This is a genomic window from Marinobacter sp. M5B, assembly GCF_042604615.1.
Taxonomy (GTDB): domain Bacteria; phylum Pseudomonadota; class Gammaproteobacteria; order Pseudomonadales; family Oleiphilaceae; genus Marinobacter; species Marinobacter salarius.
On the sequence record NZ_CP156894.1, the window covers coordinates 2037562 to 2053357 of the forward strand.

15 protein-coding genes are annotated in these 15796 nt (G+C 57.5%); 10 read left to right on the forward strand and 5 right to left on the reverse strand.

What is annotated here, in order from left to right:
- Positions 1-138 precede the first annotated feature (138 nt).
- The 3 genes from AAGD24_RS09190 to AAGD24_RS09200 all read right to left on the reverse strand — a co-directional run bounded on the left by AAGD24_RS09190 (position 139) and on the right by AAGD24_RS09200 (position 3227).
- Positions 139-1326 carry an iron-containing alcohol dehydrogenase gene (locus tag AAGD24_RS09190; protein ID WP_041333110.1) on the reverse strand — a complete coding sequence of 396 codons (1188 nt, stop codon included), beginning with the start codon at positions 1324-1326 and terminating at the stop codon, positions 139-141.
- Positions 1326-1871 carry a hypothetical protein gene (locus tag AAGD24_RS09195; RefSeq protein WP_007154360.1) on the reverse strand — a complete coding sequence of 182 codons (546 nt, stop codon included), beginning with the start codon at positions 1869-1871 and terminating at the stop codon, positions 1326-1328. The genes AAGD24_RS09190 and AAGD24_RS09195 overlap by 1 nt, the downstream gene beginning before the upstream one ends.
- A gap of 75 nt (positions 1872-1946) precedes the next feature.
- Positions 1947-3227, reverse strand: a complete 1281-nt coding sequence (locus AAGD24_RS09200; RefSeq protein WP_075196936.1) for a M48 family metalloprotease — start codon at positions 3225-3227, stop codon at positions 1947-1949.
- 201 nt (positions 3228-3428) lie between these two features.
- On the opposite strand from AAGD24_RS09200, the gene AAGD24_RS09205 reads away from it, so the two are divergent.
- From AAGD24_RS09205 to AAGD24_RS09235, 7 genes are all read left to right on the forward strand, one after another.
- Complete coding sequence (locus tag AAGD24_RS09205) at positions 3429-4190, forward strand: DUF599 domain-containing protein (protein WP_036208375.1); 762 nt, start codon at positions 3429-3431, stop codon at positions 4188-4190.
- Between the two features lie 18 nt (positions 4191-4208).
- Positions 4209-4679, forward strand: coding sequence for a PaaI family thioesterase (locus tag AAGD24_RS09210; protein WP_041333114.1), 471 nt, complete (start codon positions 4209-4211; stop codon positions 4677-4679).
- Positions 4676-5110: a PaaI family thioesterase gene (locus tag AAGD24_RS09215; protein ID WP_007154356.1), complete on the forward strand. Its 435-nt coding sequence runs from the start codon at positions 4676-4678 to the stop codon at positions 5108-5110. Before AAGD24_RS09210 ends, AAGD24_RS09215 begins: the two co-directional genes overlap by 4 nt.
- 374 nt (positions 5111-5484) lie before the next feature.
- A complete protein-coding gene (htpG, locus tag AAGD24_RS09220; protein ID WP_075196898.1) occupies positions 5485-7377 on the forward strand; it encodes a molecular chaperone HtpG in 1893 nt (630 codons plus the stop codon).
- Positions 7378-7386: 9 nt separating this feature from the next.
- On the forward strand, positions 7387-7605 hold the full coding sequence (locus AAGD24_RS09225; RefSeq protein ID WP_036208369.1) for a DUF2835 domain-containing protein: 219 nt from the start codon (positions 7387-7389) through the stop codon (positions 7603-7605).
- A gap of 76 nt (positions 7606-7681) precedes the next feature.
- Positions 7682-8647 carry a tRNA-dihydrouridine synthase gene (locus AAGD24_RS09230; protein WP_036208366.1) on the forward strand — a complete coding sequence of 322 codons (966 nt, stop codon included), beginning with the start codon at positions 7682-7684 and terminating at the stop codon, positions 8645-8647.
- Positions 8648-8756: 109 nt separating this feature from the next.
- Positions 8757-9722 (forward strand): MBL fold metallo-hydrolase, encoded by a 966-nt coding sequence (locus tag AAGD24_RS09235; RefSeq protein ID WP_036208364.1) that lies wholly within the window; start codon positions 8757-8759, stop codon positions 9720-9722.
- Positions 9723-9743: 21 nt separating this feature from the next.
- Here AAGD24_RS09235 and AAGD24_RS09240 read toward each other — a convergent pair whose 3' ends face one another.
- On the reverse strand, positions 9744-10760 hold the full coding sequence (locus AAGD24_RS09240; RefSeq protein ID WP_036208361.1) for a class I fructose-bisphosphate aldolase: 1017 nt from the start codon (positions 10758-10760) through the stop codon (positions 9744-9746).
- Positions 10761-11044: 284 nt separating this feature from the next.
- Here AAGD24_RS09240 and katG point away from each other — a divergent pair, with 284 nt between their 5' ends.
- Positions 11045-13258 (forward strand): catalase/peroxidase HPI, encoded by a 2214-nt coding sequence (gene katG / locus AAGD24_RS09245; protein WP_379867202.1) that lies wholly within the window; start codon positions 11045-11047, stop codon positions 13256-13258.
- Positions 13259-13350: 92 nt separating this feature from the next.
- Here katG and AAGD24_RS09250 read toward each other — a convergent pair whose 3' ends face one another.
- Positions 13351-14316: a putative zinc-binding metallopeptidase gene (locus AAGD24_RS09250; RefSeq protein WP_041333119.1), complete on the reverse strand. Its 966-nt coding sequence runs from the start codon at positions 14314-14316 to the stop codon at positions 13351-13353.
- A 137-nt stretch (positions 14317-14453) separates the two neighbouring features.
- Between AAGD24_RS09250 and AAGD24_RS09255 the strand changes: the two genes are divergently transcribed.
- Both AAGD24_RS09255 and AAGD24_RS09260 read left to right on the forward strand, forming a co-directional pair.
- Positions 14454-14867 carry a MarR family winged helix-turn-helix transcriptional regulator gene (locus AAGD24_RS09255; protein WP_126812940.1) on the forward strand — a complete coding sequence of 138 codons (414 nt, stop codon included), beginning with the start codon at positions 14454-14456 and terminating at the stop codon, positions 14865-14867.
- A gap of 40 nt (positions 14868-14907) precedes the next feature.
- Positions 14908-15786: an alpha/beta fold hydrolase gene (locus tag AAGD24_RS09260; RefSeq protein WP_379867205.1), complete on the forward strand. Its 879-nt coding sequence runs from the start codon at positions 14908-14910 to the stop codon at positions 15784-15786.
- The last annotated feature ends 10 nt before the right edge of the window (positions 15787-15796 follow it).

Here is a 15796-nt window from a genome sequence, read left to right on the forward strand (position 1 = left end):
GCTACTGCGGAATTGTCACTGTTTCTCCTGTCAATTTCAATGACATGATTTGAATGTTTTTGTAGCGTTGAGTGTCGGCCTGTATTCCCTAAAGGGCCTGAAACACCCGGCCTGAGCCGGGTGCCGGGCGTTACCCGATCAGGCCCAGGCGCGCTTCAGAACCGCGCGAGCATCTTCGAGGCTAACCTCTTTCGGATTGAACATCATGGCGCCGTCGTCCATGGCCATTTCGGCGATGGTATCAAGCTGGTGTTCCTCAACGCTGCCTGTTTCCTTGAGAGTGCGGGGCAGTTTGCAGCGTTTGTGGAGCTCGTCTCGCAGCTTGCGCAGGGCTGATATGCTGGCTTCCGCGCGGCGGCTGGCCGGTGTGGCGGAATAGACATCAGGCCCCTCGAGGTAGAGCAGTAACTCGCCCAGCGGTGCCCGGATCGACTCGAGGTTGTACTCCAGTACGTAAGGCAGGTACAGGCTCATACACAAACCATGGGGCAGGTGGCAGATGGCGCCGGTGGCGTGCCCGAGGGCGTGAACCAGTCCCACCATGGAGTTCGAGAAGGCGATCCCGGCCATGGTCGAGGCCTGCGCCAGCTCCAGTCGGCCATCGCTGTCTTTCGGGTTATCCATGACCTGCAACAGCGAGGTGCTGATCTTTTTAACCGCCGCTGTGGCATAGGCATCACTAAGCGGGTTCTTGGCCATGCAGGTAAAGGCTTCCGTGGCATGGGTCATGGCGTCCATGGCGGTGGCAGCCGTGATGTGGGGAGGCAGTGTCAGTGTCATCCTGGGGTCGATTACGGCCGCATTGGGCAGCAGGAATGACGAAGTGAAGGGGAGTTTCACTGATTTGGTTGTGTCAGTGATGACGGCTACCGACGTTACCTCCGAGCCTGTACCGGCGGTGGTAGGAACCACCAGGAACGGTTTCAGGGGATGTTTGATCACCCCCGCGCCGCTGTAGGCGGCGATGTCATCTCCGCCTTCTGACACCAGAATGTTCACGGCCTTGGCGGTATCGATGGCAGAGCCACCACCCACCGCAATGATGGAGTCGCATTTCTCGCTGCGATAGATGCCGGCAATGTCCCTGACCACGTCGGTGGACGAATCCGGCGGTACATCGTCGTAGATGCTGATAATTTCCAGCCCGCTTTCCTCGCAGGCCGCGACTACCGGGTCCAGAAGGCCGGCGGCCCTGACACCCTTGTCGGTTACGATCATCGGGCGCTTGGCGGCGAGGCCGGTGAGCTCGTAAGGAATATGCTCAAGAGCCGCTTTGCCGGCGATGACTTTGACCGGGCAGAAAAACTCGTAATATTGGTTCGTCATTATGCTCTTACCGTCTCGACAAAATGGGTTGCAACCTTGAGGTAGATACGGGCTGCGCTGAGGAGTTTCTCAGGCAGGTGAAGGTTTGAGGGGTATTCCTTTACCGCACGTTTCGCCACCAGCTTGGGCAGGATGAAGGTTTCAAGCCGATTGAGGACGCGGGTCATGCGAATGGCATAACTGATATCGCCATCCACCAGCATGCGGTCGTTGGCGAACGCCACCGAGGTTTTCTCCTGGAACGAGAGCACCAGGAAGGCGTGAGCGATGTGCTTGAACTGAATGGACAGGTCCACCGGGCGAGGTGCGGAGTCCCCATGGTAATGAAAGCGGCCATTCCCGGTGTGCTCAACAATGAGTCGTGACCCGTCTGGCATCACCATCATTTCAAACAGGAAGCCATCGGGCAGGGCCCGGGCTTCCTTTTGCACCGCGGAATCAATTTCACTGACAGCCTGGAGCGCGCGCCCCATCACCTGGAACATCAGCTCCACATAAAGCCGCCGGGCCTGGAACACCATCGGCTGGATACGTTTCGCAAGCATGGCAATCGTCCGATTGTTGTTTAAGTACATCGATTTTTAGAGTTATTGCTCTAAAAGTCAATGCGGACGATGACGTCAGTTCTGCGTCAGTTGGGCCAGCTTGCGTTTTGCTTCCTCGGCCACCTCACCGCCGGCCTCTGCTGCGGTGCTGTAATACTGGATGGCTTCCTGGCGTTTACCCTGCTTGACAGCAACATCACCCAGCCGCAGGTAGGCGATTGATGTCGGCACAACCTGATTGGCCTGGCTCAGGTGTTCGCGGGCTTTGTCATAATTGTTCAGCTCCAGGGCATTCAGGCCGCTGTGAAGCTGGTAAGTGAACATCTCCGGATACAACGACGTGGCCTTGTCGAAGTCTGCGGCGGCTTTATCAAGGTTTTCTTTGGCCCGGTAGATGCGCCCACGAAGTGAGTAGAAAGCGGCTTCTTCCGGTTCTACCTTGATGGCCTCATTCACTTTGGCGAGAGCTTCGTCCAGCTTGTCGTTGCTGGCCAGTTTCATGGCTTCGTCATAGGCATCGTAAGCAGGCTGGCGGCTGCGCAGGAACGACAGCTTCTTCTCGTAGGTTTCTTCGCCGCGATAGCCGCCCGCGCCAATTTTATTGACCAGTTCCTGGTTCTCACGAACGCGTTTCTGTGACGGCGGGTGAGTGGCGAACATGCCTTCAATGAAGCTTGTGTCACGGTCCTCAGAGAGCCGCACAAACACTTCCTGCAACTCCACCGCTGCCTGTGGGTCGTATCCGGCGGCTTTCATGTAACGAATGCCGTAGTGGTCGGACTCCAGCTCATCACCCTGGCTGTATTGGGCGAGTGCGAGTTGCGCCCCCATGGCCGCGCCGCCCATGATCAGGCCGGCCCATTCGTTATCAGAGAGGGCAAAACCCAACCCCGCCACGCCTGCGCTGATCAGCATGCCTTGCTGCATGCGCTGGACACTGTGGCGAGCGGCGGCGTGAACAATTTCATGGCCAAGGACTGATGCCAGCTGGGCTTCATCTTCCAGCTCCATCAACAAGCCACGGTTGATGGCAATCTTGCCACCCGGGAGCGCCCAGGCATTGGGCACACTGCTGTTCAACACCACGAACTCGTAGGGCAGGTCGGGCCGATCACTGACCTTTGCCAGCTTCTGGCCTACCTGGCTGACGTACAGATTCAATTCCGGGTCGAGATAGAACTGGCCGCCCTGGGTTTGCTGAGTGGGCTTGTACTGCTCACTGCCAATGGAGAGTTCCTGGCTCTCGGGAATCAATGACAGCTGCTTTTCGCCGGTTACCGGGTTGACTGAACAACCGGCGAGGAAGGCCACCAGCACAAAAACGGAAAGATGTCGAAAGCCTTTGTGAACGTTCACGATAAACTCCTTGTTTGAATACCTGGGCAGACCCTGGCAGATATCCGCGGTCGCCATTGCTGAGCATTGGGATGTTTATACCATATCCCTGTGAGCGCCTATGATACTACCCGTAAGAGCTTGTTGTGTGGAGGCTTTGTCGGCTTTGCGGTATGATCAAAGACTCCAATTCCCGTTTTATACCGCATCCGGAACGACTTCATGAGCAACTATCTGGAACTCATTGCCCTGGTCTGGTTTTTGATCTGCTGGCTGGGCTATTCCGAGTATTCCAGGCGCAAGGCCAATGATCGACCCTGCCTCTCCAACACTCTCGACCTTTATCGTGAAGACTGGATGCGCGTGATGCTTCGCAGGGATAACCGTATATCCGACGCCTCCGTGGTGGGTAACCTTGAGCGCAACGGTGCTTTTTTCGCGTCCAGTTGCCTGTTGATCCTGGCCGGTATCATCACGGCGCTGGGTTACACCCAAGAGGTCATGGAAGTGTTCAGTACCATGCCGTTCGGCACCTTGCCCAGCCGGGAAATCTGGGAAATGCGGATGGTCGTGTTGATGGTGATTTTCATCTACGCGTTCTTCAAGTTCACCTGGTCCATGCGGATGTACAATTTCGTCTCCGTGCTGATTGGCAGTGCACCGCTCACAACCGATACCAAGGCAAGTCCTGCTGCCCGGGAAGCCTTTGCAAAGAGCGCCGGAAGGGTTTGCAATCTTGCGGGCGATGCCTTCAACCTTGGGTTGCGCTCTTACTATTACGCATTGGCCGTGGTTTCCTGGTTTATCCACCCGCTGGTATTCATGGGTGCTTCTACCTTGATCGTCATCGTTCTGTACCGTCGGGAGTTCCGTTCTACCGCGCTGAGGGCGCTGCGAGACGGCAAGGTGTTCGAGGAGCCGCTGCCAAAGTCGGACACTGAGAAAGACTCCGGTAAAGAATCGGATAAAGAAACCCAACATTGACGTGATGAGCCGAACGTTATGAAAGACTCCATTGGGATGGATCGGGTGCGCCGGTTTATCGACACCCTGAACCAGGGGCGAGAACTGGGTTTGACGGTAACCGCGGTAAAAAATGGGCAGTTGACGCTGTGCCTGCCGTACAGTGACCGTATCATCGGTAACCCGGACACGGGAGTGATCCACGGTGGCGCCATCACGACGTTGATGGATACGGCGTCTGGTTCCGCGACCCTGTGCGCCCTGGACGAATTCGAGCTATGCCCGACTCTGGACCTGCGAGTGGACTACATGCGCCCGGCCGAGCCCCGTAAACCGGTATATGCTCGGGCGGAAGCCTACAAGGTTACCCGCAACATTATTTTTACCCGTTGCGAGGCCTTCCAGGACCCCGGTGAGACCATCGCGAACTGCGTGGGCACCTTCATGCGGATCGGCAGGGAAGCAACCCCGAAATCCTTCCGCGATCTGATTACCGGAGGCGAAGAATGACCAACCCGGAAATCCTCCGCTATACCCAGGAAACCGGTGACTTCTCCCGCATGTTGGAAAGTATCCCTTACGCCCGGTTTATCGGCCTGGAGTGTGATCGCTATGGCGATGACCTGATCTTCCGCCTGCCGAAGAAGGAAGAAAACCTGGGCAATCCGATACTGCCGGCCATCCATGGCGGGGTGATTGGTGGCTTCATGGAGCTTTCTGCGTTGATTTACCTGATGATGTCCCAGGAAACCCTGCGCATGCCCCGCATTGTGGATTTTTCCCTGGATTACCTGCGTGCCGGCCTCGACCGCGAGACCTTTGCGGAATGTCAACTCACCCGCCAGGGCAACCGCGTAGCCAATGTGATGATCACTGCCTGGCAGAAGTCCCGCTCCCAGCCCATCGCGACCGCACGGGCGCACTTTCTTCTGGAAGACTGAATTCGTTGGATCGGGGTTGAAATGCCCCGGTCTAGCCCCATTTCTGGTTCTAACAACTCAGGCACTGGTGCAGGCAAGCAGTTGAGGATGGGCTTACGAAACACGCCTCGAGACGTCCCTGTGCGGCTCGGGCTCCGCCATCCATGGCTCCGCACGGTTTCGTAAGCCCATCCTCAACTGCTCGCCCGGGCTCCGTGCCAGAATCAGTATTACTCAATAGTCGGGTGGCGTGGGTTTGAAGCCCTGTCCAAAACCGTGCGGAGCCATGGATGGCGGAGCCGAGCGTACATGGACGTATTCACAGCGTGTTTTGGACAGGGCTTCGAACCCGCGCCGCTCCACCGAAGCAAACACAGCAGGAGACAAAACAAGCCATGACGGTTGAATCGCAAAAAGAGACCCTGGGTTTTCAGACCGAAGTTAAGCAGCTGCTTAACCTGATGATCCACTCCCTGTACTCCAACAAGGAAATTTTCCTTCGTGAGTTGATTTCCAACGCGTCGGATGCGGAAGACAAACTGCGTTTCGCTGCATTGAAAGACGACAGCCTGTTCGAGGGCGACCCGGAACTGAAAATCCGCCTCGACTTCGATGCAGAAAAGAACACCGTCACGCTGAGCGACAACGGTATCGGCATGAACCGGGACGATGTTATCCAGAACCTGGGCACCATCGCCAAGTCCGGCACTGCGGAGTTTCTCAAGCAGCTTTCCGGTGATGAGAAGAAGGACAGCAAGCTGATCGGTCAGTTTGGTGTCGGCTTCTATTCCTCATTCATCGTGGCCGATTCCGTGGAAGTGTTTACCCGCCGCGCCGGTGCACCGGTGGAAGAGGGCGTTCATTGGCAGTCTGCGGGTGATGGCCAGTTCACCATTGAGAATGTGGACCTGAACGAGCGCGGCACGCAGATCGTCCTGCACCTGAAGGATGACGCCAAGGAATTTGCCGACGGTTTCCGTCTGCGCAACCTGGTGAAGAAGTACTCCGACCACATTTCTTTCCCGGTGGTGATGAAGTCCGAATCTGAAGAAGAGGGTGAAAAGGGCGAGTATGAGACGGTCAACGACGCCACCGCCCTGTGGACGCTGTCTCGCAGTGAGATCAAGGATGAGGAGTACAAAGAGTTTTACAAGCACATTGCCCACGATTTCGAAGACCCGCTGACCTGGTCGCACAACAAGGTGGAAGGCAAGCTCGATTACACCAGCCTGCTGTATGTGCCTGGACGTGCGCCGTTTGACCTGTATAACCGGGAAGCGCCCCGCGGCCTGAAGCTGTACGTGCAGCGGGTGTTCATCATGGATGACGCAGAGCAGTTCCTGCCGTTGTACCTGCGCTTCACCAAGGGCGTGATTGATTCCAACGACCTGTCATTGAACGTCTCCCGTGAGATCCTGCAGAACGACAGCACCGTTGAAAGCATCCGTACAGCGGTGACCAAGCGGGTTCTGGATATGCTGTCCAAGCTGTCCAAGAAAGAGCCGGAGCAGTACCAGAAGTTCTGGAATGAATTTGGCACTGTGCTGAAGGAAGGCCCGGCGGAAGACTTCAGTAACCGCGAGAAAATCGGCGGCCTGCTGCGCTTTGCGTCCACCCATACCGGTGAGCAGGCGCAGACCGTGTCTCTGGATGAGTACATCGGCCGTATGAAGGAAGGCCAGAGCAAGATTTACTACATCACCGCCGACAACTTCATGGCCGCCAAGAGCAGTCCGCACCTGGAAGTGTTCCGCAAGAAAGGCATCGAAGTGCTGATCCTCTCTGACCGCATCGATGAGTGGATGATGGGCTACCTGAACGAGTACGACGGCAAACAGTTCCAGGACGTTGCCCGTGGTGATCTCGACCTTGGCGAAGTGGAAACTGAGGAAGACAAGAAGCACAAGGAAGAGGCTGCCGAGGAACACAAGAACCTGCTGGAGCGCATCAAGACCGCACTGGATGACCGGGTGCAGGAAGTGCGGGTAACCAACCGCCTGACTGATTCTCCGGCCTGCCTGGTGGTTGGCGACTTCGATATGGGCGCGCAGATGAAGAAAATCATGGAAGCGGCGGGCCAGAAAGTGCCCGACAGCAAGCCGATTTTCGAGATCAACGTTGAGCATCCGCTGGTTCAGCGCCTTGAGAACGAGCAGGGCGAGGACCGCTTCAAGGAGCTGTCTGCCGTATTGCTGGACCAGGCCACATTGGCCAGTGGTGAACAACTGCAGGACCCGGGCGCGTATGTAAGCCGCCTGAACCGCCTGCTGCTTGAGCTTGCCAACTAAGGCCGCCTGATGCAGCAGATTATCGTGGACGTCGATATCAGCCCTGATGAGTGGATCAAGCTCTATCAGGGTTCGGCGACGGACGTCCACACCAGGGCCCGGGACGGGCGTTCCGTCCGCTTCCCGGCCCGTATTCTCTCCCGCTTTTACCTTCGTGACGGCGTCCAGGGCAGTTTCCGTATCCTGTTTGATGACCAGGGCAAGTTCGTCAGCGTGGAACGCTTGTAATTCCGGCCTACCAACGCCCTTAAAAGTTCTCTACAATTCCCACCCGTTTATTCCTTGATCAATTCGTGGAGCCCCAATGCGAATAATCCTTGCCCCAATGGAAGGGCTGGTTGATGCACCCATTCGAGAGACACTGACAGCCGTTGGTGGCATCGACCGGTGCGTAACGGAATTTATTCGCGTGACTCAGGGCATGCTGCCGCCCCGTATTTTCTACAAATACGCCCCGGAACTGCACAACGGCTGCGAAACCCAGGTTGGCGTGCCGGTGGCCGTTCAATTGTTGGGCTCGGACCCCGTCCAGATGGGCCGGCATGGCGCCAAGGCGGTGGAGCTGGGCGCCACACAGGTTGATATCAATTTCGGTTGCCCCGCCAAGACTGTGAACAAGCACAAGGGTGGCTGTGTGCTCATGCGCGAGCCCGAATTGATGCAGCAGATTACGGAAGCGGTTCGTGCCGCCGTGCCTGCCCATGTGCCGGTGACCGCGAAAATGCGCCTGGGGTACGATGACCGTTCCATGGGCGTTGCCTGTGGCCAGGCGCTGGAAGCGGCCGGCGCGTCCGAAATCGTGGTTCACGCCCGCAGTAAGGTGGATGGCTACAAGCCGCCGGCTTACTGGGAAGATGTGGCCCGGGTCAGGGAAGCGGTTAATGCCCATGTGATCGCCAATGGCGAGATCTGGACCGTGGCGGATTACTGGCGCTGCCGGGAGGTCTCTGGCTGTGACGATGTGATGATTGGTCGTGGGCTGATCGCCCGACCGGATCTGGCACGGCGGATTCGTGCCAGTCAACGTAAGGAATCGGTGGCGGATATGACCTGGCCCGAGGTGGTCAGGCTGGTAGAGGGCTACGCCGTTGCGCTGCAGGAACGCCTTGAAGACAGGTTCGTGACCGGCCGTATCAAACAATGGCTGAACTATCTGCGTGGCGGCTACGCGGAGGCCCAGTGGCTGTGGCCTGAAGCCAGAAAGATCCGTGACGTGGCGCCCATGCTGGCTTGCCTGCGACAGCCCGTCCCGGTGACTGAAGCTGCATAGATCTGTTCACGTTTACTGCTCCGGAATTCCATTCTCCAGCTACACTGCTATGAAGTGACGCATCCATCGTATTGGTTATGGTACCGCCAAAAACCGTGGAGAGGGAGAAATGAACAACGCCTGCAAGAGCCTGGTTGCTGCCTTTCTGGCAAGCACCGTATCGCTGTCGGCTGCCGCCGACTCCGTCAAGGTCACCCCGCTTGGGAGCCATGATGGCGAATTCTGCGCCATGGACCGGGCGCTCATCTTTGAAGACCCCAATGGCACCCGTATTCTCTATGACGCCGGTCGAACCGTTGCGGGTGCCGATGATCCGCGATTAGGCAACATTGATGTGGTGCTGGTATCCCACGTTCATGGCGACCATGTGGGGGATCGCCATATCCGCGACGTCAATCAGGGTAGCTGTGGTGGGCCGGAGGTTCCGGTGGTGGTGCTTCCCGAGTCCAATTCCGTGAACATCACCGCCGCCAAGAAGGCAAAGATCGTAACGGGTAGCGAAATGCCGGCCTTTTTTGCCAGCAAGCTCAAAAGCGTGGAGGGTAATCCAGAGGATTCCCTGCTGGTGAGGTTCGGGGCTGAACGGGTGGTGGGCGGTGTGGCCATCACAACCGTGCCTGCGGTGCACAGCAATGGCCTGTCGCCGAGCTTTCTCACCGGCCCGCTGGCGGAATACCTGAAAGCGGCGGGCGTCGGCGCCAGTGTCGGACCGCCCACCGGCTACGTGCTCACGTTCACCAATGGCCTGGTGGTGTACCTGTCCGGCGATACCGGTATCACCGCTGAGCAGAAATTGGTTGTCAAAGACCACTACGGCGCCAGCCTTGTGGTTCTCAACATCGGTGACACCTACACCACGGGCCCGGAAGAGGCGGCCTACGTGGTAAATGACCTGATCACGCCAAACGCGGTGATCGCGTCCCACGCCAATGAGGCCGCCACACAGGATGGCATGGTCCGGGACGGAACGCGCACCAAACAGTTCATCAGCCTGTCCTCAATGCCCGTTCACGTTCCTCTTAGTGGCAAAACCATGAGCTTTGATGGTACTGCCCACTGCACCGACGGTTGTTGAAAGGAAGGCTGGCCGTAGCGGTCAGCCTTCCATTTCTGATGAGTATTGCCCCAGGGTGGCCAGGCTGTTCAACTTGGCACGTTTAACCATTGCGGCCTGGGCAGCTTCGCGGTTGGAGGAAATACCTGCCCAGGCTTTCTGGGCCGGCTCCTGCAGTGCCCGCCCGTAGGAAAAGCTGAGTGTCCAGGGCAGGGCCGGGCCACTGTTCATGGCGTTCAGGTTCAGGGTCGCTTCCGCCGGGGTCTGGCCACCGGACAGGAAGTTGATACCAGGCACCGCTGCCGGCACCACACGCCGGAACACTCCCAAGGTGTGTTTTGCCACGTCCTCTGGGCTTGCCTTCTGGCCATTGGCGTTGCCAGGCGTCACCATGCTGGGTTTGAGAATCATGGTCTCAAGCTCAACACGATGGCGTCGCAGGGCCTGAAATACCTCGTTGATAACGGCCTCGTTCACCTCCGCGCTTCGCTCGATGCTATGGTCGCCATCGATCAGCACTTCCGGTTCCACAATGGGCACCACGCCGCAGGACTGGCAGATGGCGGCATAGCGTGCCAAGACCTCGGCATTTGCCTCGATGGCAGCGCGACTGGGGTTTGTATCGGTGATGTGGTAAACGTTCCGCCACTTGGCAAACCGCGCACCGAGTTGTTTGTAGTCTTCAAGCCGTTGGGCTAGCCCATCCAGGCCCTCGGTAATCTCATCACCGGGTGCATTAATCATCGGGCCCTTGCCCTTATCCACCTTAATGCCGGGCACAATGCCCTGTTTTGCCGCCACAGAGGGCAGGCTGGCGCCATCGTCCGCGTGCTGTCGCAGGGTTTCCTCGAACAGGATCACACCACTGACGTACTCTCCCAGCCCCGGCGCAGCGAGAATCAGGTTGCGGTAGTGTCGTCGGTTCTCTTCGGTGGATTCCACACCAACCGCCTTGAACCGTTTGGCGATGGTTGGGTTGCTCTCGTCCGCCGCCAGAATGCCCTTACCTTCGCAGACCAGTTCACGGATGGTGCTTTCAAGCTGTTCCTGAGTGTTCATCCAAAACTCCCGTCGCTATGCCAGTGAACGTTTAAAACTCTGGTTTCAAACCCCGAGTGTTCAGTATAGATCTTCAGCAAGCAGATCACAGTTATCAACCGGTAACTCGCGGGAGATATAGTGATAAACAAAAACTATGACATTGGTACGAAAAAACAACCTGAACTAATAGTGAAAAATGGGAGTACATTGACTAGATTGGTAGCTGATTGGTTCAGTTTGTCAGTGCAACAACGATCAATGAAACAGTGAAATAGATGGTAGCAACCCACGGAGAGAGTGATATGAGCGGAAACGAAGGTAAATGCCCGGTTATGCACGGGGCCCGCACAAAGCTGCAGGACGAGGGTCCGGGTGTCAACGATTGGTGGCCGAACCAGCTGAACCTGGGTATTTTGCACCAGCACAACCCCAAGTCGAACCCGTTGGGGGAAGACTTCAACTACGCCGAAGAATTCAAGAAACTTGACCTGCCTGCGGTCAAGAAAGACATCGAAGCCGTATTGAAAGATTCACAGGACTGGTGGCCCGCGGATTACGGCCATTACGGTCCGTTCATGATCCGTATGGCATGGCACAGCGCCGGTACCTATCGAACCGGTGATGGCCGCGGTGGTGCCGGCACCGGCAACCAGCGTTTCGCGCCCATCAACAGCTGGCCTGACAATGGCAACCTGGACAAAGCTCGCCGCCTGCTATGGCCTGTCAAACAGAAGTATGGCAACAAGCTGTCCTGGGCCGACCTGTTTATCCTGACCGGCAACGTGTCCCTTGAGTCCATGGGCTTCAAGACCTTTGGTTTTGCCGGTGGTCGTGAGGACATTTTCCAGCCCGAGGAAGACATTTACTGGGGTGCGGAAAGGGAATGGCTGGCCACCAGCGACAAGCCGAACAGCCGTTATTCCGGTGATCGCGATCTGGAAAACCCCCTGGCTGCGGTACAGATGGGTTTGATCTACGTGAATCCGGAAGGCCCGGATGGGAATCCGGACCCGCTGGCATCGGCTCGTGACATTCGCGAGACCTTTGCTCGCATGGCGATGAATGACTATGAAACAGCAGCCCTGACCGCTGGCGGTCACACCTTTGGTAAGACCCACGGGGCTGGTGATCCCGACAAAGTTGGTCCAGAACCGGAAGCAGCGCCGATCGAAGAGATGGGCCTGGGCTGGAAGAGCAGCCATGGCAGCGGCAAGGGCCGTGATGCTATCACCAGTGGTCTCGAGGGCGCCTGGACGCCCAGCCCCACCCAGTGGGACATGAGCTATTTTGACGTGCTGTTTGGCTACGAGTGGGAACTGACCAAGAGCCCGGCCGGCGCCCAGCAGTGGCGGCCGAAAGGATTGACCGAGAAAGACATGGCGCCTGATGCGGAAGATCCGTCCAAGCGCGTGGGAATCATGATGTCCACCGCCGATATGGCGATGAAGCAGGACCCGGAATACCGCAAGATCTGCGAGCACTTCCATAAGAACCCGGAAGAGTTTGCGGACGCCTTTGCTCGCGCCTGGTTCAAGCTGACGCACCGCGATATGGGCCCGAAAGCCCGCTATCTCGGCCCGGAAGTGCCGGCAGAAGACCTGATCTGGCAGGATCCGGTGCCAGCGGTCGATCACGAACTGATCAATGCCCAGGACATTGCTGACCTTAAGAGCAAGATCCTGGGAGCGGGTCTGTCGGTCTCCGAGCTGGTTTACACCGCATGGTCTGCCGCGTCGACGTTCCGTGGCTCCGATCTGCGCGGTGGGGCCAACGGCGCCCGCATCCGCCTGGCTCCCCAGAAAGACTGGGAAGTAAACGAGCCACAGCAACTGGCGAAGGTGCTGCAGGCGCTTGAAGGCATCCAGAAGTCCTTTAACGATGCCCAGTCGGGCAACAAGAAGGTTTCCCTGGCTGACCTGATCGTGCTCGGCGGTAATGCCGCGGTTGAGAAGGCCGCCAAGGATGCAGGCCACAGCATCGACGTGCCGTTCTCACCAGGACGCACCGATGCAACCGATGACCAGACGGACGTTGAAGCCTTTGACTGGCTCAAGCCCGAAGCGGACGGCTTCCGCAACTATCGCCGCGCGGCGTTCACCGTTTCCGACGAGGAAATGTTGATCGACAAGGCGCAGTTGCTGAACCTGAGCGCACCGCAGATGACGGTACTGGTAGGTGGCTTGCGGGTACTGGGTGCCAATTACAAGCAATCGAAGCACGGTGTATTGACCAACTCGCCGGGCAAACTCACGAACGATTTCTTCGTGAACCTGACCGACCTTAACACCGAGTGGAAGCCAACATCGGCTGACGCGGACGTGTTTGAAGGGCGCGATCGCAAAACCGGCGACATGAAGTGGACCGGTACGCGTGTGGACCTGATCTTCGGTTCCAACTCGCAGCTTCGCGCGGTGTCTGAGGTGTATGCCCAGGCAGACGCGAAGGAGAAGTTCGTCAAGGACTTCGTCACCGCCTGGAACAAGGTGATGAACGCGGATCGCTTCGATCTGTCGTGATTGAATGCCCGCACCAAAGTGCGGGCATTTCGATAGTAAAACGGCGTTTCAATGAAAGTTGAAACGCCGTTTTTTTATGCAAGTTCTGCTATTCAGAGCCCCTGGGCCCCCCTGCGAAGCCAGTCATGCACAAACGCCAGCTTGTGGCGCGCGAAATCCGACAGAACAAAGGGGTACAGGTCAGACAGACCCATTGATCGGTTTACATGGTTCACGCCCATGGCGATGGACGCGGCGATATGGATCAAACGCTGGGCGTCTGGTTCTGAATAGGGATCCCAGTTCGGACCTGGCACTTCCGGAGAGGTTAAACCGGAGGCCACAAAGCTGTCGGTCAGGTCCGTCAGGTGTAACAGATGCGCCGCGGTTTCCGCCCAGTCTTCATGGGGATGGGCCGAGGCATAGCTGGTGAGGTAGAACTTTTTCCAGTCCTGCGGCGGGCCGTTCTCATAGTGGTGCTGAAGCGCGCCCGGGTAGCTGATGCGCTCGTCACCAAACATTGCGCGGAAGGCATCCAGGAAGTCCTCACGCAGGCTCAGACGCCACCAGAGCATGTGGGCAATCTCATGGCGCATGTGGCCAATCATCGTTCTGTAGGGCTCTTCCAGCGCCTCCCTGCGGGTGGTGCGCAGCACCGGGTCTGCTTCTGCGACACTGATGGTGACGACGCCCTGGGCGTGGCCCATTGGCACCGGAGTAGGGCCCTCGGCGAGCATATGGAACACCGGCCTTGCGCCGGGGTCTTCCGGGCGAAACCAGTGCCAGCGACCCAGATTATCGATCACCCAGCGTTTGGAGGCCTCGGTTTGGGCCCAGTTGGGGATGGCGTTAGCAATCGATGGGTCTGGTGCCAGCGCCGTCATTGCACAGGCGCGACAGAAAGCGCCTTGCTCCGGTGCGATCCAGTTGCAGCCAATCACGTCCCGGTTGGCGCAGAAGGGTGGCATCGGTAGAAATGCTCGCGCCTGGGGGTCGTAGGCCACAGGCGTACCGTCAGCCGTAGCAAGATTATCAAACCAGAGAGAGCCGGAACCGACGGGGTTGGCGAAAACGCGCATAAAGAAAGTCTTCCAGCGGAATGGACTTCGAGTATAGGAATTGACTGCGCCGGATGTCCAACGCTGCGTTGACGGGCTTGTCAGATATTTCACATGTGTAGTATATTTGATTCACATGTGAAGTAACTGGATGACTAATGGACAAGCGGTTTTTCTATCTCCTGAACAAGGCCCGCCATCGAGTATACAAACACGCTGACCAGCGCAGCGAAGAAGCGCTGGGTATTTCGGTCACCCAGGTGGGGGCTTTGTTGCTGGTTGCGGGTGACGAGGGGTGTCTGCTGAAGGACCTGGCCCACAGCCTGCACCTGAACAGTTCCGCGCTGACGGGGCTGGCCGGGCGGATGGAGAACAAGAGCCTGTTGGAGAGACGCACCTGTGACAGGGATGGCCGTGCATCCCGCCTGTATCTCACCGATGTCGGGCGCGAGAAAATCGAGAGCGCCAAACCGCTAATCACGGAATTGAACAATCGTATGACCGAGGGTTTCAGTGACGAAGAAGTGACCGTCATCCTTAAGTTCCTCAATCATCTCGCCAACGATTTCTGACACCAGGGCAAGGTATTCGGCAAGTATCAGGAGAACTATCATGAGTGCCAGGGAGTCTTCATTACCCCCAACCAATAGAAAGGATGTGCCCGTCACAACACCGGGTGGTCATCGAATCCAGCTTCGGGTATTTCCTGCGGCTCAGTCCAGTTCGGTCGTCATCGTAGCTGGCGCTATGGGTGTGGGGCAGCATTGCTACGAGAAATTCGCACGCTATCTGAGCAGCCAGGGCTTTACCGCGATAACCTTCGATTATTTCGGTATGGGCGCCTCCCTGAACAGCCATCTTCGGGATTGCCCGGTCAAGGTGACGGAGTGGGGGAGTGAAGACTGCCGGGCGGTTATCGACTTCGCCCGTCAGCATTACCCGGGGCAGCGTCTTCAATGGATTGGGCACAGCGTCGGCGGCCAGTTGCTGGGTATGACGCCGAACGTAAACGATCTGGATCACGCGGTTACCGTCGCCTGTGGCAGCGGCTATTGGCGTGAGAATTCACCATCCACCAAACGCATTGCTTGGTTTTTGTGGTACTTCATGGCACCTGTCAGTGTGCGGATGTTTGGCTATTTTCCCGGAAAGCGCCTGAACATCGTGGGTGACTTACCGCCCAATGTGATACGCCAGTGGCGGCAATGGTGCCTCGACCCCGAATACGCGGTGGGGAAAGAAGGCCGGGCACTGCGCGAGCAGTTCGCTGCGGTAAAGGTACCCATTTCCGCCGTCGCCTTCTCTGATGACGAAATGATGTCCCGGCGGAATGTTGATTCACTGCACAGTTTCTACACTCACGCGGCTGTCACGATGCACCGAGTTCATCCGAAGGAGGTTGGCGAAAGTCGCATTGGCCATCTTGGGTGGTTCCGCGAGCAATATGAAACGTCGATCTGGCAAAACACGTTGCTGCCACTGCTTCGTTGATCGAGCAGAA

Excerpts from the sequence above, each read along its gene's own strand:
- AAGD24_RS09240 (WP_036208361.1), bottom strand. The coding sequence starts at position 10,760 with ATGAACACTCAGGAACAGCTTGAAAGCACCATCCGTGAACTGGTCTGC.
- AAGD24_RS09235 (WP_036208364.1), top strand. The coding sequence starts at position 8,757 with ATGAACAACGCCTGCAAGAGCCTGGTTGCTGCCTTTCTGGCAAGCACC.
- AAGD24_RS09205 (WP_036208375.1), top strand. The coding sequence starts at position 3,429 with ATGAGCAACTATCTGGAACTCATTGCCCTGGTCTGGTTTTTGATCTGC.
- htpG (WP_075196898.1), top strand. The coding sequence starts at position 5,485 with ATGACGGTTGAATCGCAAAAAGAGACCCTGGGTTTTCAGACCGAAGTT.
- AAGD24_RS09210 (WP_041333114.1), top strand. The coding sequence starts at position 4,209 with ATGAAAGACTCCATTGGGATGGATCGGGTGCGCCGGTTTATCGACACC.
- AAGD24_RS09230 (WP_036208366.1), top strand. The coding sequence starts at position 7,682 with ATGCGAATAATCCTTGCCCCAATGGAAGGGCTGGTTGATGCACCCATT.
- AAGD24_RS09250 (WP_041333119.1), bottom strand. The coding sequence starts at position 14,316 with ATGCGCGTTTTCGCCAACCCCGTCGGTTCCGGCTCTCTCTGGTTTGAT.
- katG (WP_379867202.1), top strand. The coding sequence starts at position 11,045 with ATGAGCGGAAACGAAGGTAAATGCCCGGTTATGCACGGGGCCCGCACA.
- AAGD24_RS09215 (WP_007154356.1), top strand. The coding sequence starts at position 4,676 with ATGACCAACCCGGAAATCCTCCGCTATACCCAGGAAACCGGTGACTTC.
- AAGD24_RS09225 (WP_036208369.1), top strand. The coding sequence starts at position 7,387 with ATGCAGCAGATTATCGTGGACGTCGATATCAGCCCTGATGAGTGGATC.
- AAGD24_RS09190 (WP_041333110.1), bottom strand. The coding sequence starts at position 1,326 with ATGACGAACCAATATTACGAGTTTTTCTGCCCGGTCAAAGTCATCGCC.
- AAGD24_RS09260 (WP_379867205.1), top strand. The coding sequence starts at position 14,908 with ATGAGTGCCAGGGAGTCTTCATTACCCCCAACCAATAGAAAGGATGTG.
- AAGD24_RS09255 (WP_126812940.1), top strand. The coding sequence starts at position 14,454 with ATGGACAAGCGGTTTTTCTATCTCCTGAACAAGGCCCGCCATCGAGTA.
- AAGD24_RS09195 (WP_007154360.1), bottom strand. The coding sequence starts at position 1,871 with ATGCTTGCGAAACGTATCCAGCCGATGGTGTTCCAGGCCCGGCGGCTT.